The sequence below is a fragment of the Maridesulfovibrio ferrireducens genome (assembly GCF_016342405.1).
GTDB lineage: Bacteria > Desulfobacterota > Desulfovibrionia > Desulfovibrionales > Desulfovibrionaceae > Maridesulfovibrio > Maridesulfovibrio ferrireducens_A.
Genome location: NZ_JAEINN010000003.1, coordinates 40,861 through 63,006, shown reverse-complemented (window position 1 = coordinate 63,006; position 22,146 = coordinate 40,861). Strand labels below are relative to the sequence as shown.

21 protein-coding genes and 1 tRNA gene are annotated in these 22,146 nt (G+C 42.3%); 11 read left to right on the top strand and 11 right to left on the bottom strand.

Going from position 1 to position 22,146, the window contains the following annotated elements; genetic code table 11:
• Positions 1-8: 8 nt before the first annotated feature.
• From JEY82_RS04075 to JEY82_RS04040, 8 genes are all read right to left on the bottom strand, one after another.
• A complete protein-coding gene (locus tag JEY82_RS04075) occupies positions 9-743 on the bottom strand; it encodes an ABC transporter ATP-binding protein (protein WP_304082843.1) in 735 nt (244 codons plus the stop codon).
• Between the two features lie 51 nt (positions 744-794).
• Positions 795-1,475, bottom strand: a complete 681-nt coding sequence (locus tag JEY82_RS04070) for an ABC transporter permease (protein ID WP_304082841.1) — start codon at positions 1,473-1,475, stop codon at positions 795-797.
• A gap of 283 nt (positions 1,476-1,758) precedes the next feature.
• Positions 1,759-2,550 carry a polysaccharide deacetylase family protein gene (locus JEY82_RS04065; protein ID WP_304082839.1) on the bottom strand — a complete coding sequence of 264 codons (792 nt, stop codon included), beginning with the start codon at positions 2,548-2,550 and terminating at the stop codon, positions 1,759-1,761.
• Entirely contained in the window at positions 2,550-3,713 is a 1,164-nt protein-coding gene (locus JEY82_RS04060) for a glycosyltransferase family protein (protein WP_304082836.1), read from the bottom strand. Before JEY82_RS04060 ends, JEY82_RS04065 begins: the two co-directional genes overlap by 1 nt.
• Positions 3,710-4,327: a histidine phosphatase family protein gene (locus JEY82_RS04055; protein WP_304082833.1), complete on the bottom strand. Its 618-nt coding sequence runs from the start codon at positions 4,325-4,327 to the stop codon at positions 3,710-3,712. The genes JEY82_RS04060 and JEY82_RS04055 overlap by 4 nt, the downstream gene beginning before the upstream one ends.
• Positions 4,324-5,445 (bottom strand): glycosyltransferase, encoded by a 1,122-nt coding sequence (locus tag JEY82_RS04050; RefSeq protein ID WP_304082830.1) that lies wholly within the window; start codon positions 5,443-5,445, stop codon positions 4,324-4,326. Before JEY82_RS04050 ends, JEY82_RS04055 begins: the two co-directional genes overlap by 4 nt.
• Before the next feature lie 26 nt (positions 5,446-5,471).
• Positions 5,472-6,740: a glycosyltransferase gene (locus JEY82_RS04045; protein ID WP_304082827.1), complete on the bottom strand. Its 1,269-nt coding sequence runs from the start codon at positions 6,738-6,740 to the stop codon at positions 5,472-5,474.
• Positions 6,740-7,906, bottom strand: coding sequence for a glycosyltransferase family protein (locus tag JEY82_RS04040; protein ID WP_304082824.1), 1,167 nt, complete (start codon positions 7,904-7,906; stop codon positions 6,740-6,742). The genes JEY82_RS04045 and JEY82_RS04040 overlap by 1 nt, the downstream gene beginning before the upstream one ends.
• 249 nt (positions 7,907-8,155) lie before the next feature.
• On the opposite strand from JEY82_RS04040, the gene JEY82_RS04035 reads away from it, so the two are divergent.
• From JEY82_RS04035 to ilvN, 4 genes are all read left to right on the top strand, one after another.
• Positions 8,156-9,325, top strand: a complete 1,170-nt coding sequence (locus tag JEY82_RS04035; RefSeq protein ID WP_304082821.1) for a hypothetical protein — start codon at positions 8,156-8,158, stop codon at positions 9,323-9,325.
• Complete coding sequence (locus tag JEY82_RS04030) at positions 9,312-10,025, top strand: bifunctional 2-polyprenyl-6-hydroxyphenol methylase/3-demethylubiquinol 3-O-methyltransferase UbiG (protein ID WP_304082818.1); 714 nt, start codon at positions 9,312-9,314, stop codon at positions 10,023-10,025. The genes JEY82_RS04035 and JEY82_RS04030 overlap by 14 nt, the downstream gene beginning before the upstream one ends.
• A gap of 310 nt (positions 10,026-10,335) precedes the next feature.
• Positions 10,336-11,997: a biosynthetic-type acetolactate synthase large subunit gene (gene ilvB / locus JEY82_RS04025; RefSeq protein WP_304082815.1), complete on the top strand. Its 1,662-nt coding sequence runs from the start codon at positions 10,336-10,338 to the stop codon at positions 11,995-11,997.
• Between the two features lie 3 nt (positions 11,998-12,000).
• Positions 12,001-12,267 (top strand): acetolactate synthase small subunit, encoded by a 267-nt coding sequence (gene ilvN, locus JEY82_RS04020; RefSeq protein ID WP_304082812.1) that lies wholly within the window; start codon positions 12,001-12,003, stop codon positions 12,265-12,267.
• 84 nt (positions 12,268-12,351) lie between these two features.
• On the opposite strand, the gene JEY82_RS04015 is transcribed toward ilvN, so the two are convergent.
• From JEY82_RS04015 to JEY82_RS04005, 3 genes are all read right to left on the bottom strand, one after another.
• The gene (locus JEY82_RS04015) at positions 12,352-12,939 is read right to left on the bottom strand and encodes a hypothetical protein (protein WP_304082809.1); all 588 of its coding nucleotides are present in this window, start codon (positions 12,937-12,939) and stop codon (positions 12,352-12,354) included.
• A gap of 5 nt (positions 12,940-12,944) precedes the next feature.
• Complete coding sequence (locus JEY82_RS04010) at positions 12,945-14,375, bottom strand: DNA integrity scanning protein DisA nucleotide-binding domain protein (RefSeq protein WP_304082806.1); 1,431 nt, start codon at positions 14,373-14,375, stop codon at positions 12,945-12,947.
• Between the two features lie 83 nt (positions 14,376-14,458).
• Positions 14,459-16,333 carry a YgiQ family radical SAM protein gene (locus tag JEY82_RS04005; RefSeq protein ID WP_304082804.1) on the bottom strand — a complete coding sequence of 625 codons (1,875 nt, stop codon included), beginning with the start codon at positions 16,331-16,333 and terminating at the stop codon, positions 14,459-14,461.
• Positions 16,334-16,469: 136 nt separating this feature from the next.
• Between JEY82_RS04005 and thiD the strand changes: the two genes are divergently transcribed.
• The 7 genes from thiD to JEY82_RS03970 all read left to right on the top strand — a co-directional run bounded on the left by thiD (position 16,470) and on the right by JEY82_RS03970 (position 22,020).
• Positions 16,470-17,831 (top strand): bifunctional hydroxymethylpyrimidine kinase/phosphomethylpyrimidine kinase, encoded by a 1,362-nt coding sequence (thiD, locus tag JEY82_RS04000; RefSeq protein WP_304082801.1) that lies wholly within the window; start codon positions 16,470-16,472, stop codon positions 17,829-17,831.
• 151 nt (positions 17,832-17,982) lie between these two features.
• A tRNA-Leu gene (locus JEY82_RS03995) sits at positions 17,983-18,066 on the top strand.
• A gap of 127 nt (positions 18,067-18,193) precedes the next feature.
• The gene (locus JEY82_RS03990) at positions 18,194-19,531 is read left to right on the top strand and encodes a replicative DNA helicase (RefSeq protein ID WP_304082798.1); all 1,338 of its coding nucleotides are present in this window, start codon (positions 18,194-18,196) and stop codon (positions 19,529-19,531) included.
• A gap of 24 nt (positions 19,532-19,555) precedes the next feature.
• Positions 19,556-19,711 (top strand): hypothetical protein, encoded by a 156-nt coding sequence (locus tag JEY82_RS03985; RefSeq protein ID WP_304082797.1) that lies wholly within the window; start codon positions 19,556-19,558, stop codon positions 19,709-19,711.
• Between the two features lie 4 nt (positions 19,712-19,715).
• Positions 19,716-20,069, top strand: coding sequence for a hypothetical protein (locus JEY82_RS03980; RefSeq protein ID WP_304082795.1), 354 nt, complete (start codon positions 19,716-19,718; stop codon positions 20,067-20,069).
• 296 nt (positions 20,070-20,365) lie between these two features.
• A complete protein-coding gene (locus tag JEY82_RS03975; protein ID WP_304082792.1) occupies positions 20,366-21,298 on the top strand; it encodes a hypothetical protein in 933 nt (310 codons plus the stop codon).
• Between the two features lie 89 nt (positions 21,299-21,387).
• Positions 21,388-22,020: a hypothetical protein gene (locus JEY82_RS03970; RefSeq protein ID WP_304082789.1), complete on the top strand. Its 633-nt coding sequence runs from the start codon at positions 21,388-21,390 to the stop codon at positions 22,018-22,020.
• Positions 22,021-22,146: the final 126 nt, after the last annotated feature.

Below are 22,146 nucleotides of genomic sequence, written 5' to 3'. Positions count from 1 at the left end.
TCCGAGAATCAAGCCATGCGGATACAGCCAACATCGATGTTGAGCTGATCTCTGTTTTCAATTTTCTTGATCAAACCGTCTTCAATCCAGACGACCCTGTCAGAAGCATTAAGCATTTTATAGTCATGCGTTGCGGTGATAATCGTCACTCCGCGGTCTTTACTGAGGTCGCTCATCAGCTTGATAATTTCTTCACCGGTTGTAAGGTCAAGGTTTCCGGTCGGTTCATCTGCAAGGATAATAGCGGGATCATTGGCAAGTGATCTTGCTATTGCCACACGCTGTTGCTGTCCGCCGGAAAGTTCCTGCGGTTTGTGATTATATCGCTTGTGTAGCCCTACCAGGTCGAGCAGCTCGATACCTTTGGCGACAGCTGCGTCGTTATGAACTCCTGCGAAAATCATTGGTAAAGTGATGTTTTCTAAAGCGGTCATTACCTGAATCAGGTTAAAAGTCTGAAAGATATATCCTATTTTCCGGTTGCGAAGCCACGCAAGTTCGAAGGCATCCAACTGCGCAATGTCTACTTCATCAATGAAAACTTTCCCTTCGGTAGGCTTATCAAGACCACCGATCATGTTGAAAAGGGTAGATTTTCCTGATCCTGACGGGCCCATAATAGAGAGGTATTCTCCTGCGTAAATTTCGAGATCAACCCCCTTAAGGGCTTGCACATTTACGTTTCCGAGTTTGAAGTTTTTAGTAACTCCGGTAACCCTGACTATGGTATGTGATTCGGGCATTCTGTCTCGCCTTTGTCTTAATTAGTTATCTAAAATCAAATAAAAAAATGTTTATTCTTCAACCCGCATAGCCTCAATGGGACGCATACGTGCGGCAATCATGGCCGGGTAGAGAACTCCAATCAGGCTTAATCCAAAGCCTACACCTATGGAATAAAGAATTGAAATACCAACTTCTGCGACTGGTAGAAATGTGACGGCACCCCACCCAAAGCTTGTCATTGCCAGTAGGATGGCTATTAAACCTCCGAAGAGTGCTCCTAATAATGAACCTACAACTCCTTGCATTGAAGCTTCAAGGACAAATAGTCGCAGAACGAAACTGTCGAGAGCTCCGAGGCATTTCATGGTGCCTATTTCGCGGAATCTTTCGGTTACAGCCATGAGCTGAGCGTTAATAATGCCAACTGTGCAGACTAGAAGTGAAAGAATTACAATCCATCGCTCTTTTGCACTTCCACCGGGTTGATAGCCTGTTTTATCAAGGATTTTAATCAGGTCATGCTGGCCGGAGTTGTATATTCCGCTTGAAATATCACTGCCGATGAGAACATATGCGAAAAAGGAAACAGCAAGTATAAGACTTGTTACCGTTACCATATTTCTTAGAAATCTTGATTTTATACTTTTAAGGCTGATTTCCAGTGATTTATCAAAGGGAAGGACTACCTGAGCAACAATATCTGTTGGTGAATCAGGGTGTTGGAAAGGTATTCGTTTGCGCTGTGACATTTTTTTTGCTCTCTGGTGAACCTGTATAGATATGCTGTTGCTGCTTCGAGCATAAAAACTATATTTTAATATTTCTATTATATTCAGTTTAATTTTTTGCTGAGGTCATTTTTTAAAATTATATTATCATTTCGTACCTTAAACTCCATGAAATGCAAAGCAAAAATGCATTTTTAAGAAGTAGTCACTTCTGAAATTTTACATTGAAAAATGAAAAAAATACTGAGTCTGTTACGGACGTCAGCTAAATATAATTTTAGAAAGATAGAGAAAGAGGGAGAAGTTATTTGGGTAGTATATCTCTTATATCTTGAATTCGAAGCGAAGGCGTTTCGGCTATTTTTGCTAAAAGAAAATCTAAAAATTTAACGGATGTTTTATTCATACGCTGGTGATGTAGCATAAATCCTGCATAATCTGACTGCACTGCATGTTCGATTTGATTCATCAGAATTTTAATCCCGACCTTGGGATCTTTTTCTTTAATAGTATGAAGGTCGATATTAATTGGAAGATCGGGCAATCCTTTTAATGGATATGGGGAGACATTGATACATCTTGAAATTGCAATGAAACCTAATTCTATAAGACAGGCCATGGTTTCAGTCGAGCAGCGATTCCACGGAGGGGTAAATATAGGGCACATACTGCTACCGAGGAGTTTATCAAGTTTTTGTTTTCCTTTGGTAAGTTCTGCGGTCATTTTATTGCGGTCACGCGATGGCCCGAATTCGAATTTTTTACCTGATTTTTCCTTATTCATATGTTTGTAGCCATGTTGGTGCATACACCAGAGCGACATGTCAGGCCCGAGTGTTTCAAATAACATTTGAATTCTGTCCTGATTAACCCATGCAGGTACTACAGCGAGCGCGAGCGGTACTTTGTTTTTTTTGAAAACATCAACCATGGTTGAAAATTGTTTTCCCGGATAACCGATGTCGTCCGCTCTAAAGAAAATATCGCAACCTTTTTTCGGGATAAGCTGTTCCAGTTTTATCCACCAAGATTCAAAGGATTCGATTAATTCGGAAATATCATTTTTCCAGATTGATGAAATAGGGCGATATGACATTATTTTGTTCCAACCATTCTTATTGCTCGCGCTGATTCAGTTGCGCCTTCCAGATTAATGTTGTGATCTGATGAGGATCGTTCGCAAGTAAGAAGTTCGTTAATTATATTTTTCATTCTGGATGTGCTGAGGTCATTATCATTCAGAACCTTGAGAGAAGTATGTTCAGCTAGTTTTTCCGCTCTCATTCGTTGTTCTCTGTTCTGTGCAAACGGCAGCACTGCGCTTGGGATATTGGTAGTAAGTATATCCATACATGTATTGTATCCAGCCATTGAAATCATGGCATCCGCTCCCGTTAATAAGTCTGTGAAGTCCGGTGCGAATTTTTCTACAGTAATATTAGAGTAACTTAATGAATCAGTTTTTAAAGCGTCATATTTATTCTGATCTAAAAATGGACCGGTCAGTATCAGTAGTTTTGTTTTCTCAGGGCCAAGTTCAGTAAAGCTGTCAAAAACAGCTTTCAGCAATGAATTGCCGACTTTTCCTCCGCCTGCACTGGCTACTAATAATTTTTCGTCACTGTCGATTCCAAGTTGTTTTCTAACTTTAGAGCGTACGTTATTACGTGGTTTGCGGGCGGCAAATCCAGTGTAAGAATACGGAATGGAAATGTTATTCAGTGATTGGAATGTTTCATCAAGCTTTGCTATCTGTGGATCAGAGTGAATAAGCAGCAGGTCAAAATATTTATTGAGGGTTTCGACGCACCGTTTTTCGTGTTTTCCGCCATCGTCTTTTTCGACAAGAATATCCCGGAGAGAGCAGATTATTTTAACATCTCCGTAGAGTCCGGCTTTAATTGAATCAAGAATGGGAAGAAGTTCAAATCTGAATGCTTTTCGTCCGAAGGGAAAGAGTTCAATTAAAAAAACATCTGGTTTTTCCTGTTCGAAGATAACCTTAATTTTCTCAATTCTTTCTTCTTTAACTTCGTCTAAAAGTCGTCCTTCGTCAGTGGGCATGAGTCCACCGAAGTTTTCATTCATACAAAGCCCGGGAAGCTGAAAATATTCAACATGATCAGGTAATTCCTGTTCAGGGCGGGTTCCGCCTGCAACAAAAATTACTTGTTCATTTTCTAGAGCCCTCGAAATTTCAAGGCTTCGAAAGAAGTGCCCCATACCCAAGACATGTTGGCAGTAATGAATTATTTTCATAAAAGGTCGTTCAGCCTATCTATAGACAAAGTTCCATCCCATTTGATCCAGTGCAGTCTGCGGCGTTTAATCAGCTTCGAAGTACCCGGCATATAATCATGTTCAGCCAGTTTATATGCGATTGATTTCAACGTTCCTTCGTGGATAACAGCAAGCACTTTGGGTGTATCCTTGTCAATTATTTCGATTATCTTTGAAATAGATTCTTCAAGAGCTTTTATAGCTCTTGCTGATGTTTCAGAGCGGCTTTCACCTCCGGCAGGGCGAAAATTCCATCCTTTAGCTTCTTCGGCAGAAAGTTGTCCGGGCCATTTTTGATCAAGTTCGCTGTATGTTAATCCCGACCATTCTCCCCAATCCTGTTCACGCAGCCCGGGGACTTTTAAAAATGGAATATCAAGGCCTTGTGTGATAATTTCAGCAGTCTCAATTGCTCGTCCCAAATCGCTTGTGATTACTGCATCAAAAGATTCTGGAGACAGATGCTTTTTCCATTCTTCGGCAAGTTCTCTTCCGTATTTAGTCAGAGGGGAGTCCATGTGGCCTTGAATTCTGTTTTCTTCATTCCAGACTGTAACTGAATGTCTGATTAATGCGATTCTTACTGGTTTCAATGGTGTCTCCTTGAAATTGAGAGCCGAATTTTTTTTTCTATATGTTGTAGATTTAAATTTTGATCAAAAACTTCTTTAATTCGTTTCGGGGCTAATTCCCTCATTGCTTGCCGTTTTGAATTGTTTTGAAATAGATAGAGAATGTTTTTTGTTAAACAATCAATATCTCCCTCAGGGGATAAAAGTCCGGTTTCACCATGGGCTACTGCTTCTTTAGGGCCTCTTGTAGAATAGGCTGCAACCGGCAATCCGGTGCTTTGAGCTTCCAGATAAACCATTCCCAGAGCCTCATTAATACCGGGGTATGCAAAAAGATCTGCCGCGCTGTAGTACTTAAATAGTTCGTTTCGATTAATTTTGCCGAGAAAAATGACCTGATCTCCTGTTTTTTGCTTTGCCAGAGAGGTCAGTCGTTCGCGTGCTTCTCCGTCACCTGCTATAAGCAGTTTGGTTTCGGGAAGTGTTTTAAGAACTATTGCAAAAGCATTGATCAGGTCGGTTAAACTCTGCTCTTTAACGCCGCTGCGTAGCATCGCGGTACTCATGAGCACGGGGGTATCCCTAATTTTTAGGGAATTACGGATTTCAGTCCTGCTTTTTGGGCAGAATTTAAAATCGTCAGGATTTATGCCCGGACGGGTTCTGGTTAATTTTTCAGGAAGAATTATACGGGAAAGATTTTTGTGGTCGATTTCTTTGTTGGCAAAAACATGATCGGCATGAAGCAGCGCATTTTTATTAGCCATAAAGCCTAGCCACGTTTTGACGTTTCGCCTGTGCTTTGTGGAAAATACACCTTGATATATTAGATAGGGGATGCCCAGCTTTTTTGTGATTAGCGGGCCCAGTAAATCAGGAGATTTATAATAACTATGGTATGTTAACCATAGATCTGGAGCAAAGTCTTTAACCCGCTTTAAAGTCTTATTGTATTCGAAGTACAATAAAGGCCATTTACAGGGGGTGGTCGTTACGTTGCGTAGCCTCATACGACTGGCGATTACAACTTCATGTCCATGTGCGCATAAATAGTCACGTAGACTTTTACCAATCATTAAATCTCCGGAAGGAGTTTCATGATCGATAGGTTTATGCGGGGCGAAAAAAGCGATTCGCATATAGACTTGTCCTTGTAAGGTAGATGCTAGTCGCTGGCCTTTATCCCATATAATTCATAAACGTCAGCCAGTATGTTAATCCAGTAGCGGTTATCAAAAATGTCGTGAACTTTCTTTTTAGCCGCGGGAATCATAACTTGTCTGAGGTCTTGATCGGTTAATATCTTTTCCATTGCATCAGCCATTGCTAAGTAATCACCCGGTTCAACAAGTATACCGGTTTTACCGTGTTCAACGAGTTCCGGAATACCGGATACAGTGGTTGCTACAACGGGAACAGACATCGCCATGCTTTCCGCCAGAACATTAGGGATTCCGTCCCTGTCTCCATTCTCTGCGATTTCACATCCCAGAGCGAATAAATCAGCAGTTCTGTAGAGTTCAAGTACTTCTTCGTGGGGTTTAGTTCCTACCCATGTACAGCGGTCAGATAATCCAAGTTCTTCGATCAGAGCGAGGGTTGAATCCCTGTCATCTCCGTCCCCTACGATTTTATAGGCAAAATCTATCCCTTTATCTGCAAGGATTTTTAATGCTTTGAAGACTGTGGGCAGTCCTTTTTTAGGGGTGAACCGCGCAACTGTGAAAATTTCGTATGGAGCAGATGTTGAATAATTTTTATCTGAAGTAAAAAGTGCCAGATCTATACCGTGGTAAACCTTATGGATGGGTTTACCTTCGGGAGCTATTTCTTCAAGATATTTGCAGTTATAGCCAGTGCAGGTGACAGCAAATTTAGCTTCGGAAATTTTTGCGGTTATTTTTTCTGGAGCCTGAGTATAGATATCTTTAGCATGAGCTGTAAAACTGAACGGAAGTCCTGAAAGCTTGCTTGCGTTTCTTGCTACGGAAGTAGGGGAATGCGCAAAATGTGCGTGGATGTGGAAAATATCTGAGCCGGGCAGTATTTTTTCAACAATATACTCAGCTTGAAGCATGTGTTTAAAGGATGCTTCACTTCCTGTTTCACGGAAATTTTCCCATATTTTATCGATTCGCTGTGTAAATTCCGGGTCTGTGCCATAACGGGGATCTTTTAAACCCGCGTCATGATCCGCTGAACCGAAAAGTCCTTCAAGGCAGCCTTCAAGTGTTGAAGGAAGGTATGAGACTTTAGCTTTAATCTCTGAAATTGATTTATGGGTAAAATCTTCCCGTGGTTTACGCATGGAGATAATGTGAATTTTAACGCCACGTTTTTCGAGAAGTCTTATTTCGTTGGAAATAAATGTTTCTGAAATACGGGGATATCCCTTAAGGATCATAGCAAGGACTGGCTGGTTTTTATTTGTCATTAGCATATATCTTTGAATAGGTTGACACGCTGATGCATAACATCAAGGCCGGTGAATTTAAAATTTGAAACAGTCTCTTTTATTGAATTGGAATCGTTAAGCAGATGATTTATTTTTTCCATCATAGTATCCGGTCCTAACTTGTGCCAGGGGATATAGTCTGCAAGATTTTGTTCTTTTAGAACTTGTGCCCGGATAGTCTGTTCCAGACGTGGAGTTTCACGGGGAACAATCAGTCCTACCTGCTTGTGTGAGAGTATTTCACACACAGTATTGTAGCCGCCCATGCTGACAATAAGATCAGCATTGCTGAATAACTTTTCCATTCTTCGGTAAAAGTGGTAAAATGTAACTGAAAGTTTTTTTGCACGTTCAGAAAGGTCACGCCTCTGTTCGGTGGGCATAAAGGGACCGGTTACCATAACTGTTCGGAAATTTTGCGGATTGTATTTTTCAAGGGCTTTTAGATACGCGTCCATCATTGGGTATCCATCACCGCCGCCGCCTGCGGTGATAACCACAAGTTTTTTGCCGTTTTTGCGTACTTCAGGGCCGGATCTTGAATGTGTTTTTCTCGGGATATAACCTGTAAAAATCATCTTTTTACTGATAGATTCAGGAATAGAGTACTCTTTAATAGGATTGTAGTATTCTTTGTGGCCGTAAACCCATATTTCAGAATAAAGGTTTTCAAGGACATCATAGATGCCTTTTTCCTTCCAGTCTGCGGTCGTGCTTTCTGAGTCATCCATGATGTCTCTGAGGCCGAGGATGGTACGGGTTTTGCCGTATTGTTTCATCCATTCCAAGGTTGGCATGATTTCGTGTTTGAGGCCGCGTGGGGCTTTATCAACGATGAAAAGGTCCGGTTGAAAACTTTTTGCCGTGGCATCGATTATTGATTGCCGGATGGACATGGCATGAATCGGGTCGATTTTGATGGAGTGAGGTATATAATTGTCGTTTGATTGTTTTATCATTCCCGGAACACGAACAAAATCGATCTGTTCTGGAAATTCAAATCTTCCGACGATGGGTGATCCTGTAATAATAAGGATATTGACCCCATGGCATTTTAACTGCGAAGCAATAGCCATAGTACGACGAATGTGCCCAAGACCATATGTGTCGTGGGAGTACATCAAAATATTGTAGGTCTTACTCATTTATTATACCAATTGTACGTGGCTTATAAGCCACTAAGTTTATTTGCCGTTGCATAACCATGACCGTTGGAATATCTAACGAAAAGGGGTACTTCTGTAAATCCTTAAAATCGATTAACCAAGTGTTTGATATTTTCTAGTATGTTTTCCTGTTGTATGCAATCCCTTTTCTTGTCTTTTGTTGTTTGTGTTTTTTGTATATATTAAGGTCTGTTAGTTATCTTTTACTTATTAACATAGGGTCTGATGATGAAATCAATAATAGATATACTTATTTATGCTCATGATGGAAGAGGACTAGGACATGTAAGCCGAAGTGTTGCAATTGGGCTTGCTGTCCGTAGACTTTTCCCTCATTTGTCAGTTTTGCTGGTAACCGGATGCGGCGCTACTGCCGAGCTTATCGGTGAAGGAGAACTGGATTGGATTAAGCTTCCATCATATAAAACAAAAATTTCATGCGGAAAATCCTGTGGAGACCTTGGGCCTTCAAATATTGATGATAAAGTTTTGGGAACCGTCAGAGCTGAAAGTCTCAGTGATTTGGTCGATGTGTATAAACCAAAAGTCATTCTGGCAGACCATACCCCACAAGGAAAGCATAAAGAATTGTTGCGCGCTGTTGAGGGCTCAACCGACAGCAAATGGGTGCTTGGAGTTCGTGCTGTTGTCGGAGACGTTGATAAGGTGTGGTCTGAACTGTCGGCGGATACTTTTACTTCAAGGTATTCAGATATTTTATGGTACGGAGATTCTTCCGTAACAGGTAGTTCGGAGCTTGATAAGCTTTCGAAACATTTTCAGAAAATTCCGTTTGAAGCCGGGTATGTTTCGCGGTTTAAGGAATTACGAAATATTGTAACTGACGTTTGCACTCACAAGAAGCTGGCAGGAGTTGTTTCTATCCCATGGTCAGGTGAGGGGACTTCTGTATTGCTTGAAAAGGTGGCGGAAGTTTTGGGTGGTTTCGATATATCCGAAGGGATATGGAAAGTTTATATGAACCACCGCGACCCGCGCGCGTGTGGTGTGAAAAAGTCTTTCGAGCGTCATTCTAATGTTTATCTGGAACAGCTTGGTCCGTCCTTTCTTACTGATCTCGCAAACTCAAGGTCAGCCATTATTTACGGGGGGTACAACAGTCTTACAGATGTGATGGGGGCAGGAGTGCCTTCTGTTGTGTTGCTTCGGGGAATGAAAGATGGAGAACAGGAAGAGCATGCCGCGATTTTAAGTAAGTTCTCTTCGGCTATAGTGAATGTTTTTCCAGAGGATGGAGTAACCGTTGAAGCTCTGCGCAACTCTCTCGAAAAGTGTTTGAAAACAAAAGTTGAGCCTTCCGATATGGTGCTTAACGGAGCGGCAAATGCAGCGAGATATCTGGCTGAACTTGCGGGAGTGCGTGATGCTAACGGCTAGCCCCGAGATGCGAAAATCCATTCGGAAAACTGCAAAGGATTTGTCTCGTCACGAAATGACACAGTGGAAATCTATTATGTGTGATCTTGATCGTGAAATGAGTATTCTTGAAGTCGGGTGCGGTCGTGGCGGAAAGACTGATTTTTTGAAGTCGCAAGGGTTTAGAAATATTCTTGGAGTTGAAAAAAATATCCATCAAGTTGAAGAATGCAATAAACGAGGGTTAAATGTTGTTTCTTTAGAAGATTTTGATGCTGGATATTCAGAGACTAAGTTTGATTTTTTAGTTTTGTCTCATATTATTGAGCATTTTAAGTTTGAAGATTTGATTTCGTTTGTAGATGGATATTTAAAGTATTTAAAACCGGGAGGGTTGATACTTATTGCAACCCCTATGCTTCACCCTCATTTCTGGCTCGATCTGGATCATGAAAAACCGTATTATCCTCAAGGGATAAAGAATTTTTATAGTGGTAATTCTGAACAGGTCGGTTTCAGTTCTGAATATGAGTTGAAGCTGAAAGATATCAGGTACAGAAAAAGCCCTTTCAAGGTTAAGAATGATCGTAACCTTCTTCTTAAGAAGAATGATCTTCCTATACTTTTGGTTAATTTGTTTTGTGCAGCGCTTTTCAAATTTTCTTTTCATGTACTTGGTTATAAAACAGGGTGGGTGGGGTTGTTTAAGTTAAAGTCATAATTTCCACTTATTTAAAAAAAAGACTTGATTATGATAATCTGCTGGCTTAAGAGTTTTGCAGTATTTATAAATTTCCGAGAAAATTTGAGAAAAAACTGAAATGAACTTGTTCTCCCTAAATCACAATCTTGCAGCAGTTACAGCCCTCACCCTAGTGGTGATGGTGGTGATTTCTGTGGTGATGGTGACAGGCATAAATAAGCCGGAGGGAAGGTTGTAAATTCAGTTTACACAACATGTTGTTCTAACCCCTGCCGGCCCAGCCAGCAGGGGTTTTTTTTTGACATTATGACAAGGCGAGGGTGAGGAAATGGAAATCAGTGGAGCACAATTAGTTATCAGACTTCTTGAGCGGCAAGGTATTGATATCATATGCGGAATACCCGGCGGTTCCAATCTGCCTATTTATGACGCGCTCAGAGACAGTTCGATCAGACATATTCTAGCCAGACATGAACAAGGCGCGGGTTTTATGTCGCAAGGTATGGCCCGGACAACCGGTAAAGCTGCCGTCTGCATGGCAACATCCGGTCCGGGAGTCACAAATCTGCTCACAGCAATAGCTGATGCCAGTCTTGATTCAATTCCAATGGTTGCAATAACCGGACAGGTATCAAGTTCATTAATCGGAACTGATGCTTTTCAGGAAGTTGATACTTATGGGCTTACAATTCCAATTACCAAACATAATTTCCTTGTTCAGTCCGCTAAAGAGCTGCTTAATGTTATTCCAGAAGCTTTCCGTCTTGCTGAGTCCGGCAGACCCGGCCCTGTCGTAATCGATGTTCCGAAAGACGTTCAAAATGAGATTATAGAATTTAAAGATTTTCCCGAGATAGGGACTAAGAGCAATATTGTTTTGTGTGATGATAAATTGTTGAATCAGGCAGTTGATATGATCAACAATTCACGGAAACCCGTAATCTATGCGGGGGGAGGAGTTGTTGCTGCTGAAGGTTCAAAAGACTTGATCCGGCTGGCTCATAAAAATTCAATTCCGGTCGTAACTACTTTGATGGGGCTTGGAGCTTATCCGCACGGAGATCCCCATTATCTCGGTATGCTCGGTATGCACGGAGAGCGTGCAACAAACATGATAATGGAAGAAGCAGATCTTATCATAGCTCTTGGAGTTCGCTTTGATGATAGAGCTGTTGGTAAGGCCTGTGAGTTCTGCAAGCATGCTGATATCTTACATGTTGATATCGACAGGTCTGAAATTGATAAAATAAAATCTTCCAATCTCGCGATTGTAGGTGATGTAGGACACGCACTTAATGTTTTTGCTGAGTGTGTGGATCCGGCTATCAGAATAGGATGGAGTGCGCATATTGCATCATTGCGGTTGCTGTACCCTGAAATATTGACGGATAAAGAAGATACCTTTCATCCAATGAATCTACTGCGTGTTGTTAGTGAATCTCTTTCCGAGCAATCTATTATTACAACAGATGTTGGACAACATCAGATGTGGGTTGCCAAAGGGTATCCCTTTAGAAAACCCCGCACTCTGTTAACTTCCGGAGGACTCGGTACAATGGGGTTCGGTTTACCTACTGCAATAGGTGCAGCGTTTGCTAATCCCGAAAGACGGGTAGTGTGTGTTAGTGGGGACGGTTCCTTTTTGATGAATATTCAGGAGCTTGCAACATTGGCTGAGCATCGTCTCAATGTTAAAGTTCTGATCATGAATAACAATAGGCTCGGACTTGTAAGGCAGCAGCAGGAGCTTTTCTTCGGGGAAAGATATTATGCATCCAGCTTTGATAGCAGTCCGGATTTTACGGCTATTGCAAAAGGATTCGGAGTACCGGCCTTTGATCTTGGTCAAGAAGAGAATCCGTCTCTATTTTTACGCAAAATTCTCGGACAGGAAGGGCCTTGCGTAATAAATATTCCCATAGATTTAGATAACAAAGTTCTTCCCATGGTTCCGCCTGAATGCGCCAACAGAGAAATGATAGGAGGCTGAGATATGCACAATTATGGAATAGATTTACTGGTTAGAAATCATGCAGGGGTGATGAGTCAGATTACCGGACTTTTTTCCCGAAGAAATTTCAACCTTGAAGGAATTGTCTGTGGCCCGATTGGGAGCGGAGATGAAAGCCGGATGGTGTTGACCGTTGCAGATGATAGTAAGCTCGAGCAAATAGTATTGCAACTTGAAAAGCTTTATGACGTGCTTGAAGTTAAAAGAGTGGAAAATCATCCGATTACAAAAGTTTTAGAACAACTTTAAAGTTTGAATATGGAAAAAATAAGCCTGCAAGTCGTCGTGTTATGGCAGCTTGCAGGCTTATTAAAAATTTAAATTAATAAAGTTTTAATTTATAAAAATTTCAACATCATCCAAAGCCCAGAATTCTGTTTTGCGACCAGTCAAATAACCTTTGAATTCAAGTTTAAGTTCACCTTTGATAATTACTGAAGGTTCAACTGTAAATGAAAGTGGTGTAATCCAGTAGGCTCTGTCTCTTTCTCCAACCTTTACAAATCCCGTATTGTTAACAGGTTTATTGTCATCTCCGTCTTCAAGAAGACAGGGGAACTCGGTGATGTTCATTATTTCCGGTCCTCCGCCAACTTTAACCGTGAAACGGTCAGCCAGTTTTCCTTCTGAATCCCAGCTTCCGATATAAAGCATATCAAATTTAACTGTGATGGATGAATTTTTAGGAATATCCTTTATGGTGAGAACTGTTTGAGAAGGATATCGCTTGTTACGATTATTGAAGAGGCCGAGAGTTCTGTTACCGGATACCACGTATGTTTTCTTTGCTGACCAATGCGAGGAAGCTTTCTTTTTCTCAAAAGAAAAACTTTTGAATGGACAATTTTCTGCTGATGCAGAAGAAGCACAAAGCAGCAATGAAAAAGTTGAAATTGCAAATAAATATAAAATTTTATTCATAGTATTTATCCTTCGATCCACTCTGCGAGAGTGGGGGGAGTGCTGACGCATGCAAAGTGTTGTGTCCAGTCGCAGCGGGCAGTCAGTTCAACTCCTCGCTGTATGATTGAAACGGGCTTATCGGAAGAAACAACAATTACGATTATATTTGGATGTTTTGCGGTGAAGCGTAAGGCAGAATTAAACCTTGCTCCTCTTGCCCTGTTTTCACCGGAAACAGCTTTTCCGTCCAGCAGGCATGCAAAACCGTAAACTTTTACATCTTTTCCAATATGGATAGCTCCGTCCAACTTGGTCAGAGATCTTGCTAGCCCACGTATTTCAGGATCACGCAAATCAAGCGGTTCTTCAAGAGTTTGGCCTGCAATTTTTACAGGTGTATCATTGAAATCTAAAACAAGTGTGCAACCGTGGCTTTGATGAGTCGCGCTGGATACCATTTTGTTTGCCAGTTGAAACAGGTCGTGCCTGTTATTGGCATCAAGTTTAATTTCAAGAAGGTTTTCTTCGAGTTGGACAAGGTTTGGCCTGTAATTAGTGGATGAAAAAGTCGCATCCGCAAAGCTACATACGGGTTCGGTCCCTCGTTGCAGGATTCCCCATTCTCCTTTGAAGTCCGCTGAAATAGAGGTGTTTGTCGGCCAGCAGGATGATATTCCGACAACGCATTTTCCGTCAGAGACAAGTTTTCTACTGGAATTTTCAACAGATTGCAGAAGCTTTCTGACGTGCTTGTGGTTTTTAAGAGCCGGTCTTTCATTTTCTGGGAATTTGGCCAGATATTCTAAGGAATCAAGTTCCGAAGGCTCTATGAAAATAAGGTCGCCACGAGCCCAAGCTCCTTCCTCTTTTGTTTTGGATATTCCGAGAATGGCATCTAGAATCGGGTAAACTCTTAATTGTGTGTCCCAGCCCATGATTCTGTTTCGTTGATCTACAATGTAATCTCTGACAGCATGAGTTGAATACTCGCGCAAAAGGTGTCCTGAACTGTCGAGACGCAAAATATTTTGTGCCGCAAAATCTTGAGACAACATCAGGGCCGCATATTCCATCCAGCTTTCAGTGGGGCCTGTTGAGCACATATTCGGGTGTTGCTCAGTAAACCAGCGCTGGTAAAAAATGCTACTGGAACGGGCTCCGCAGGTGATTAATCCTGCAAGAGCCAGATCTTTTGATTTGATAACTTCAATGAGTCGCGTGTTGTCATCATGGTTGCTTCCGGCTTTCCAGGCATCTGAATCCAGATAGACTTCCTTTAATTTGGGTTCGTGGTCCCTTAATAATCCTTGCGGATCATAAATGCGTAAAGGGTCTCCCGGGTTTATTGCGTATAGCAGAGCCGTCCGGCTTATCTGGGAGAAGTGTGAAAGTCCGTCACGCAGTCCATCCATTATATGAAAGATGCACAGATTTGCGAAAGATTCTGAGCTCATTTGGTTATACCCGCATTGAGAGTTGTTGTTTAATCCATATCTTTTCAATTATATGATTTATTAACTATTTCCAAGGTTAAGGATTACCTTTTTTTATTCTTTTTTGAAAACGGTTCAGTTTTGCTTTTCCCTTTAAATTTTTTATTTCCCTTAAAGTCTTTCGAAGTGTCTTTTTTAGTATTTTTTTCAGGTTTAGTTTGTTTATCTTTATATCTTATGCTTCTAGGGTCACGGGTTGCGTCAGGGATAAGTATGCCATGTTGTTTTAAACGCTGGGCATCCGTCTTTGCAACAAAGATCCGTTCTCCGTCCGGGGTAGTGCCTGTGTAATACATTGCGGTGGCAACAGTTCCGGGCGTGGGTATAAAGCACTGTACTTGTTTAGGGGACCAGCCTTTTGCTTTAAGCCAGTCTGCGAGCATACGCATGTCAGCATCTGTGCATCCGGGAAACGCGCTCATTAGATAAGGAATGACGTATTGATTCTTTCCCGCGTTTTTTGTTTCAACTTCGAACAGTTCGAGAAAGCTTTCAAATACCGGCAGATCCGGTTTACGCATATGTTTAAGAACTTCAGGTGAGATATGCTCAGGAGCAACCTTTAATTGTCCACCGACAAATTCTTTAAAAATTTCGCGTAAACTTGTGCGGTCTTTAAGGCCCAGATCAAATCTTACACCGCTGGCAACCCGGACATGTTTTATTCCGTCCAGATTTCTGGTCTGTTTCAACAGGTCAAGGTTCGCTTTCTGGTCATATTTAAAATTCGGACAGATATTTGGAACAAGGCAGCTTTTGCGTTTGCACTTTTCTCTTTCAACGGAACACTTAGCATTCCACATATTAGCACTTGGACCGCCTATGTCTGAGATAGATCCTCTGAAATGACTATGTGAATTCATTCCTGCGGCTTCATTTAAGATTGATTTCTTACTGCGGGAACGGATGTGTCTTCCTTGGTGCATGGCAATTGAGCAGAACGAGCATCCGCCGCCGCATCCGCGATGGGAGGTTATGCTGAATTCAATCATCTCCGCCGCAGGGATTCGACCTTTATCATCATAGGAAGGATGCGGTAGCCGAGCAAAAGGCAGTGTGTACAGCCAGTCAAGTTCATTGGTATTGAGGTAGATTGCAGGTGGTGTTATTACAACATATCTGCTGTCTGTTTTTTGAATAGCCCATGCTTTGCCGTAGTGAACCTGCTCTTCAAGTAAAAGAGTGGCTTTCATCAGCATTTGCGGATCATCGAGAATATCCTGATGTGAAGGAAGTTCTATAACTTCCGCGTCAGCAGGGATATCTTCAATTTTGCCCATAAAGGCAGTGCCGTTTATTCCTCGAAGAGTCGCGCCGGAAGGTTCATCCGCTTCTGAAAGTCTGTCCGCCGCTTCAAGCATGGCTCGTTCGCCCATGCCGTAAATCAAAAGGTCAGCTTTGCTGTCCATGAGAATTGTTTTGCGTATTTTTTCTGTCCAGAAATCAAAATGAGAAATTCGGCGCAGGGAAGCTTCAATTCCTCCCATGACTACAGGTAAACCTTTGAAAGCTTTTTTTATAAGGTTTGTATAAATGATGCACGCACGGTTCGGACGTGCTCCGGCTTTGCCGCCGGGAGTGTAAGCATCATCGCTTCTTTTTTTGCGGAAAGAAGTATAGTGAGAAAGCATGGAATCCAGCGCTCCGGCAGAGACTCCTGCATATAAGCGGGGGCGGCCGAGGGCCTCTATATCTTTTGTGTCTTTCCAATCAGGCTGGCAGACAAGAGCTACTTTATATCCGTGTGCGGTCAGTACTCTGCCCAGCAAGGGGATTCCGAAACTCGGGTGATCTATATAGCTATCGCCGGACACGAGAAGGATATCTGGTCTATCCCAGCCGAGCCAGTCCATTTCTTCTCTCGTCATGGGCAAAAAAGTTGGTTGTTTTATTTTTGATGCGATAAGTGTTTTTGTCATCCGCTAATCATATAGGGGACCTGTGGCGCTGGCAAGGTCCACGATAGCCCCAAATTTTTTAGACGAGACTTGTTGACCCGAACGAGGGGCATGGTTAAAAGCTGTGTGAACAATATAGTCTGCCTAAGGAGGCAAAATGAATTCGCTTCCATGTGTTTTGACCATAGCCGGATCAGATTCCGGCGGTGGTGCCGGTATTCAAGCTGATCTTAAGACCATGTCAATAATGGGGTGTTACGGCGCAAGTGCGATTACTGCTCTGACTGCTCAGAATACTGTTACAGTGTCGGGCATAGAGCCTGTTTCACCTGAATTTGTAGCATTACAGATTGAGACGGTTTGCGCTGATATTAATATTAAAGCTGCGAAAACAGGAATGCTGTTTTCTGCGTCTATAATAAGATCTGTTGCCGCGGCCCTTGTTGATAAATCTTTTCCGCTTATAATTGATCCTGTTTGTGTAGCTTCGAGCGGAGCAAGGCTTCTTAAAGAGGATGCTGTGGAAGCAATGAAAGAGTTGTTTCCATTAGCTGATCTACTTACTCCCAATGTGCCGGAAGCAGAGCTTTTTGCAGATATGGAAATAAAGACGCGCGAGGATATTTTCAAGGCGATTGATATTCTTCTTGAAATGGGACCAAAAGCTGTTTTGATCAAAGGCGGTCATTTTGATTCTGTTGCTTCAACGGATTGGCTGGGAATCAAAGGTGAGAAACCTATTCCAATGATGCAGCAACGTGTGAAGACTAGAAATATGCACGGCACAGGATGTACTCTTTCTGCTGCAATTGCTTCCGGGATGGCAAAAGGGAAAAATATTGTCACCGCAATTCTTGATGCTCAAAAATATCTGAATCTTGCGCTTCGTGCTGGATTTGAAGTTGGTGAGGGAGGTGGACCTCCGAATCATCTTGCTCCTATGTTGATTACAGCTATGAAGGAAGGACTTCTTTCTGATTTGCATGAATGCGGATTGCGCCTGACTTATATGGACGGACTCAGTAACCTAATTCCTGAAAGCAGGATGAATGTAGCCGCGGCCCTTCCGCACGCTACTGAAATAAATGATGTGGCGGCCTTTACCGGACGCATTACCTGTACTCGCAAGGGTGAAATTATTATAGGTGGCTATCCTGATTTCGGAGCCTCTTCGTTTACGGCAAAGGCAGTACTGTGCGCCCGCAAGTATAATCCTGAAATCAACTGTGCTGTCGGTATAAGGTATAATGACCAAATTATGGCAGCTGTAGCCAAGTGTGGATTTGTTGAAGCATGGTTTGATCTTGCGGATAAACCGAAAGACTTAAATATAGAAGTCGGCAGTTCTCTCGAGTGGGGAACCTGTGAAGCTCTTGCGCATCACGATGATGCAACAAAAGTTGATGTTGTTTGTGATCCGGGCGAAATAGGCATAGAACCGATTGTTCGAGTTCTAGGTAAGGATTTTCAGGATCTTGAAGCAAAACTTAAGTGTTTGATTGCTGTTTTGAAAAAATAATAAAAAAAATATAGTAATTATCGATATAATTAGCAATTTTGGTTGACAATCTTTAATGGTCCCTATATTAAGCATCTTCTGTCGCGGTGGTTCCGTATTTAATCTTTTAGATTAAGTTGAAATCGGCGATTAACGACAGGCATAACTGGTTGCGAGAGTGGCGGAATTGGTAGACGCACTGGATTTAGGATCCAGCGGTTAATCCGTGAGAGTTCGAGTCTCTCCTTTCGCACCAACCAGAATAAAAACAGCCCCTTAGATAGATGTCTAGTACATCACTCTTCGGGGCTTTTTTTGTGGGTTTCCGCTATCTGTCCCTCCCCTGTCCCTCAATTTGCAATCCTAACATGGGGGGAAAGGGTATGAATACAAATTCTCCCCCTAATAATTTGGAGCTTGAAAGAGCGGTTATCAGTGCTGTTTTACGGACCAATGGTAGAAACATTGATTCGTTGCTTCCTATTCTAAAATCACCTGAATATTTCTATAGTCCTATTCATCAAAATATATGGCAGACTTTTTTGGCCATGCACCGGGAGTATGTTCCGATTGATTTAGTCACGCTTAATGATCGGCTTTTGAATAATGGTCGGTCTGAAGCGTGTGGCGGTGCGTATTATCTTGTTGAGCTGTCGAACGATATTGAACCTGTGAACCACGTTGAAAGCTGGGCAAAAGATCTTCAAGGTTACGCTAGGCGCAGGACTATGGCGCAGCTCGGGCAGAATCTCATCGAACACGCTTACGCTGGTGACGCGGATCCGGCTGAGTTCGCTGCGTCTGCTCAGCAAACTATTGATAAGGTATTAGAAGGGCGTATGGATGTGGCCGCGCAAAAGCCTTCGGAAATTATCCGTGGATATGTGAAGTATCTTGAGGATCTTGAAGGGCGTGGTGGTGACGGAATTAAAACACATCTTTATAAGCTCAATTCTATCACTGGTGGAATGATTCCCGGTGAAATTATTATCCTTGCCGGTCGTCCATCCAACGGAAAAACCGCGCTTGCCTTAAATTTTGCTCTTCACGCTATTCATCAAAAAGTCCCTGTCGGAATTTTTTCACTTGAAATGATGAGGTATTTGCTCGTCAATCGCCTGCTTTCCTCAACTCATGGAGTCGAAGGAATGCGTTTCCGTGACGGCAAATTTTCAAAGGAGGATTGGGCGCATATCTATGAGTTTGCTCAGTGGTTTGACGGGAAGGATCCGTGGCTCCGCATTTGGGACAAGCCTTCTCTTTCTGCTTCTGAGTTGCGCGCTCAATGCCGGCGCTGGAAAAAGGAATTTGGATTAAAGTTCGCAATCATTGATTACATCCAATTGCTTCGTCCTGATTCGCGCGGAGGATCAAGGGAGAGGGAAGTGGCTGAAATCTCGCGTATGCTCAAAGAGACGGCTACTGAGTGCGGGATCTCGCTGCTCGTTCTGGCTCAACTCAACCGGGATGTTGAAAATCGTAAGAACAAGATTCCACTTCTTTCGGATCTGCGTGAGTCCGGAGCGATTGAACAGGATGCGGATCAGGTCATTTTCATTCGGCCATGGGATCCGAAGACAATCAATGACATTGTGGAGGTTACTCTTGATGTGGCGAAAAGCAGAAACTCGACAACAGGTAGTTTGGTAACAGCGTATCGGCGCAGGCGGCTCCAGTTCCTGAATGAGAAGGAGAATGATTGGAGCTGGTTGGACTTTTGATAAGTGCAAACAATGGAGGTTCATATGTCGAGTAGTGAGGCTAAAACTGAATTTGAATCAACTGTCAAAATCGTTTTGATGGAACTGATTAATAAGTATCAGGACTGCACTGTTGATGAGTATTTGGAGGTCGCTGGAAAGGTTGTGGAGCAATTAAAAAGAATGGGTGAAGAGGAGTAACAGCATGATAGATAAAAATTTTGTTGAATGGTTGGCAAGTGGCCGTCGTGGACTATCTTCTAACACATTAGCTACGCGGCTTTCAGGAATTAATTGTTGTGGTTCATGGGGTAGCCGGTATCCCTCGGATCCTTCTGATTTCATTCGCTGTCAGAAACTGTTGGATGTTGTTCCTGGATTCCGTGAACGCTTAGGTGAAATGCGAGAAGAGTCTCCGGAGTGGGCCGGGCTTGTTGATTCTTGGGATGTGATAGCAAACCTTATTGAGTTGGATTTGGCTGATACGCCAGAGGTTTGTCCCAGAGCGTATAAGAAGATGAAGTCTATTTTGGAGGGAGTAAGGTTAAGGGGCCATTAATAAAGGGAAAATTATCTAGACTCGTCTCCAAGGAGAAGGTCTTTTAAGGTATGGAAGGAAGCTTATTGAATTGAATTTACTTTTTTATGCGTTGGTATTGCGGACGCATTGCGGCTGCATGAATTGGGCAGGACTGAATTTTTTTAAATTCGGCGCGCTGTCGAAATTTTTCAGGGTTATCCCTGTTTTTTTTGAGTCTTTTTAATGGGTTGTAAATATAATGAATGCGTGCGCAATGCCCCTGCATTCCTAGTGCATCAAATCCGCAATGCCGAGAAAATTTTAAGGAGTCCGTTGTGGCTAGTCGAATCAAAAATGTGACTGACATCCGATTAGATGTGGAATTTTTTGAAGATTTCCGCTTCCAAAAGGTAATGAGACGGTTCGGGATTGAGGGCGTGATGGGAATCATCCTGCTTTGGTGTTATTGTGCTAAGCATTTCCCTAGTGATTCTGGACACTTTCCTGCTTGTTTTGATGAAGAAGATCTTCTCTTTGCATGTAAGATTAACTTAGATAGTCATGATTATGTAGAAATGCTTTTACAGCTTGATATAATTGGAAAAGATGATGACCATTTCTTCGTTTGTGCGTGGGATGAAATGCAACCCTGGGCAGCTGAGGCCAGAGAACGATCTAAAGCGGCAAAACTAGCAGCAGAAGCTCGTTGGGGTAAAAAGAAAAACAAGACAAAACAGGATGATACGAAGAAGGAAGATCCTTCGAGTGCAGGTGATATTAATGGTGATGCGGATGCAATGCCGACGCATGAAAATAAAGATGCGCCTGCATTGCAAAATGATGATTTGCGCAATGCCCCTTCTCCTACTCCTACTCTCTACGTAAAAACCCCCTATAGTCCCCCAAAGGGTGACGAGTTGGTGGAGATTTTTTGTGAAATTCTCCCAGAGCTGTCCAAGCCCAAAAGTCTAACGAAAGAGCTGATGAAAAAAGTGGAAAGGTGTGGTTATGAATTTGGTCCTGATGGAAACGGGATTGATTGGTGGCAATGGTACTTTGAACAGATTCGAGATTATCCGTATCTCCTTGGCGAAGTTAATCCGGAATGGAAAGCGAGTCTTCCCTGGCTGATCGAAGGTAAGAATATTGCGAAAGTCTTTGGCGGAGGATTTCAATCTCGTGAAGATGTGGAAGTGAACGGGTTAACTTCCGGAAGTGGAATGAGTGAAGAAGAATTTGAAGCTCGTTGTGCCGCTGGCGGTAGTTAAGCTCAGGTTAATTTTAACCGAGTAAAAGTGAAGTTTTGAAGTTATAAAGTTAAGCAGTAGTAAAGTTGTAACGTCTGTGAGTTGATAAAATGCAAGAAAAAACTTCTGTAGTATTGGAAAATTTAAAACTACATCCCTCGTACAACAGTGGAAAGATTGACCATGATGTGTTAATTAAATTGCTAGTTGAGCATGGATTGAAGCAAGTACATATTGCTGAGTTCTTTGGAGTGTCGCAAGCTGCTGTTTCGAAGGCAAGAAAACGGATTGATGTTGCTGTTTCAAAGGACATTGCATTGTTTTCAGCGGGAAAGATGCTTGATGCCAAGCTCACTCTCTCGGATCAGCTCGAAGCTCTGGGCATACAATGCCGAGGCTTGCTGAAAATGATTCAACTTGTCCTTCATGGTGATCCGGGAACTGAGGAATATCGTGACAGTCAAACAAAATTGCGGCGGCTGGCGGGTCAAAATCGCGATATCGGCGGTTTTTTGATCAAATTGCAAGCTGAGCTTCGCAAGCAGCTCGAGTTTGTCTTCAAAATGCAGAGTGAAATTTACTCGCTGAAAAAGGTTGAAGAATTTCAGACCATCGTTTTGGAGGAAATTCAAAAGGCTGATCCGGAAGTTCAACAGAAAATTGTCTCTCGTCTGACTGAAATTAATGCGGTCCGCTCCAGTTTGGATTTTGGAATCGGCGGCGGCGAGAAGTCTAACTTTTAATTTTAACAAAACTCAAAAAGTCTAACTTTAATATAAAGATTAGACTTGCAAAAAAGCTATTTAGATATAAATTCCAAGTGTTTAGATGTTTTTATTCGAATTTTGTTAGAAATAACTTTTATTTTA

What these genes read in the sequence shown, in the direction of transcription:
- ilvB (WP_304082815.1), top strand. Translation starts at nt 10,336, where the DNA reads ATGGAAATCAGTGGAGCACAATTAGTTATCAGACTTCTTGAGCGGCAA.
- JEY82_RS04030 (WP_304082818.1), top strand. Translation starts at nt 9,312, where the DNA reads ATGCTAACGGCTAGCCCCGAGATGCGAAAATCCATTCGGAAAACTGCA.
- JEY82_RS04050 (WP_304082830.1), bottom strand. Translation starts at nt 5,445, where the DNA reads ATGCGAATCGCTTTTTTCGCCCCGCATAAACCTATCGATCATGAAACT.
- JEY82_RS04075 (WP_304082843.1), bottom strand. Translation starts at nt 743, where the DNA reads ATGCCCGAATCACATACCATAGTCAGGGTTACCGGAGTTACTAAAAAC.
- JEY82_RS04040 (WP_304082824.1), bottom strand. Translation starts at nt 7,906, where the DNA reads ATGAGTAAGACCTACAATATTTTGATGTACTCCCACGACACATATGGT.
- JEY82_RS04070 (WP_304082841.1), bottom strand. Translation starts at nt 1,475, where the DNA reads ATGTCACAGCGCAAACGAATACCTTTCCAACACCCTGATTCACCAACA.
- thiD (WP_304082801.1), top strand. Translation starts at nt 16,470, where the DNA reads ATGAATTCGCTTCCATGTGTTTTGACCATAGCCGGATCAGATTCCGGC.
- JEY82_RS03970 (WP_304082789.1), top strand. Translation starts at nt 21,388, where the DNA reads ATGCAAGAAAAAACTTCTGTAGTATTGGAAAATTTAAAACTACATCCC.
- JEY82_RS04045 (WP_304082827.1), bottom strand. Translation starts at nt 6,740, where the DNA reads ATGACAAATAAAAACCAGCCAGTCCTTGCTATGATCCTTAAGGGATAT.
- JEY82_RS04065 (WP_304082839.1), bottom strand. Translation starts at nt 2,550, where the DNA reads ATGTCATATCGCCCTATTTCATCAATCTGGAAAAATGATATTTCCGAA.
- JEY82_RS03985 (WP_304082797.1), top strand. Translation starts at nt 19,556, where the DNA reads ATGTCGAGTAGTGAGGCTAAAACTGAATTTGAATCAACTGTCAAAATC.
- JEY82_RS04060 (WP_304082836.1), bottom strand. Translation starts at nt 3,713, where the DNA reads ATGAAAATAATTCATTACTGCCAACATGTCTTGGGTATGGGGCACTTC.
- JEY82_RS03990 (WP_304082798.1), top strand. Translation starts at nt 18,194, where the DNA reads ATGAATACAAATTCTCCCCCTAATAATTTGGAGCTTGAAAGAGCGGTT.
- JEY82_RS03980 (WP_304082795.1), top strand. Translation starts at nt 19,716, where the DNA reads ATGATAGATAAAAATTTTGTTGAATGGTTGGCAAGTGGCCGTCGTGGA.
- JEY82_RS04015 (WP_304082809.1), bottom strand. Translation starts at nt 12,939, where the DNA reads ATGAATAAAATTTTATATTTATTTGCAATTTCAACTTTTTCATTGCTG.
- ilvN (WP_304082812.1), top strand. Translation starts at nt 12,001, where the DNA reads ATGCACAATTATGGAATAGATTTACTGGTTAGAAATCATGCAGGGGTG.
- JEY82_RS04035 (WP_304082821.1), top strand. Translation starts at nt 8,156, where the DNA reads ATGAAATCAATAATAGATATACTTATTTATGCTCATGATGGAAGAGGA.
- JEY82_RS04005 (WP_304082804.1), bottom strand. Translation starts at nt 16,333, where the DNA reads ATGACAAAAACACTTATCGCATCAAAAATAAAACAACCAACTTTTTTG.
- JEY82_RS04010 (WP_304082806.1), bottom strand. Translation starts at nt 14,375, where the DNA reads ATGAGCTCAGAATCTTTCGCAAATCTGTGCATCTTTCATATAATGGAT.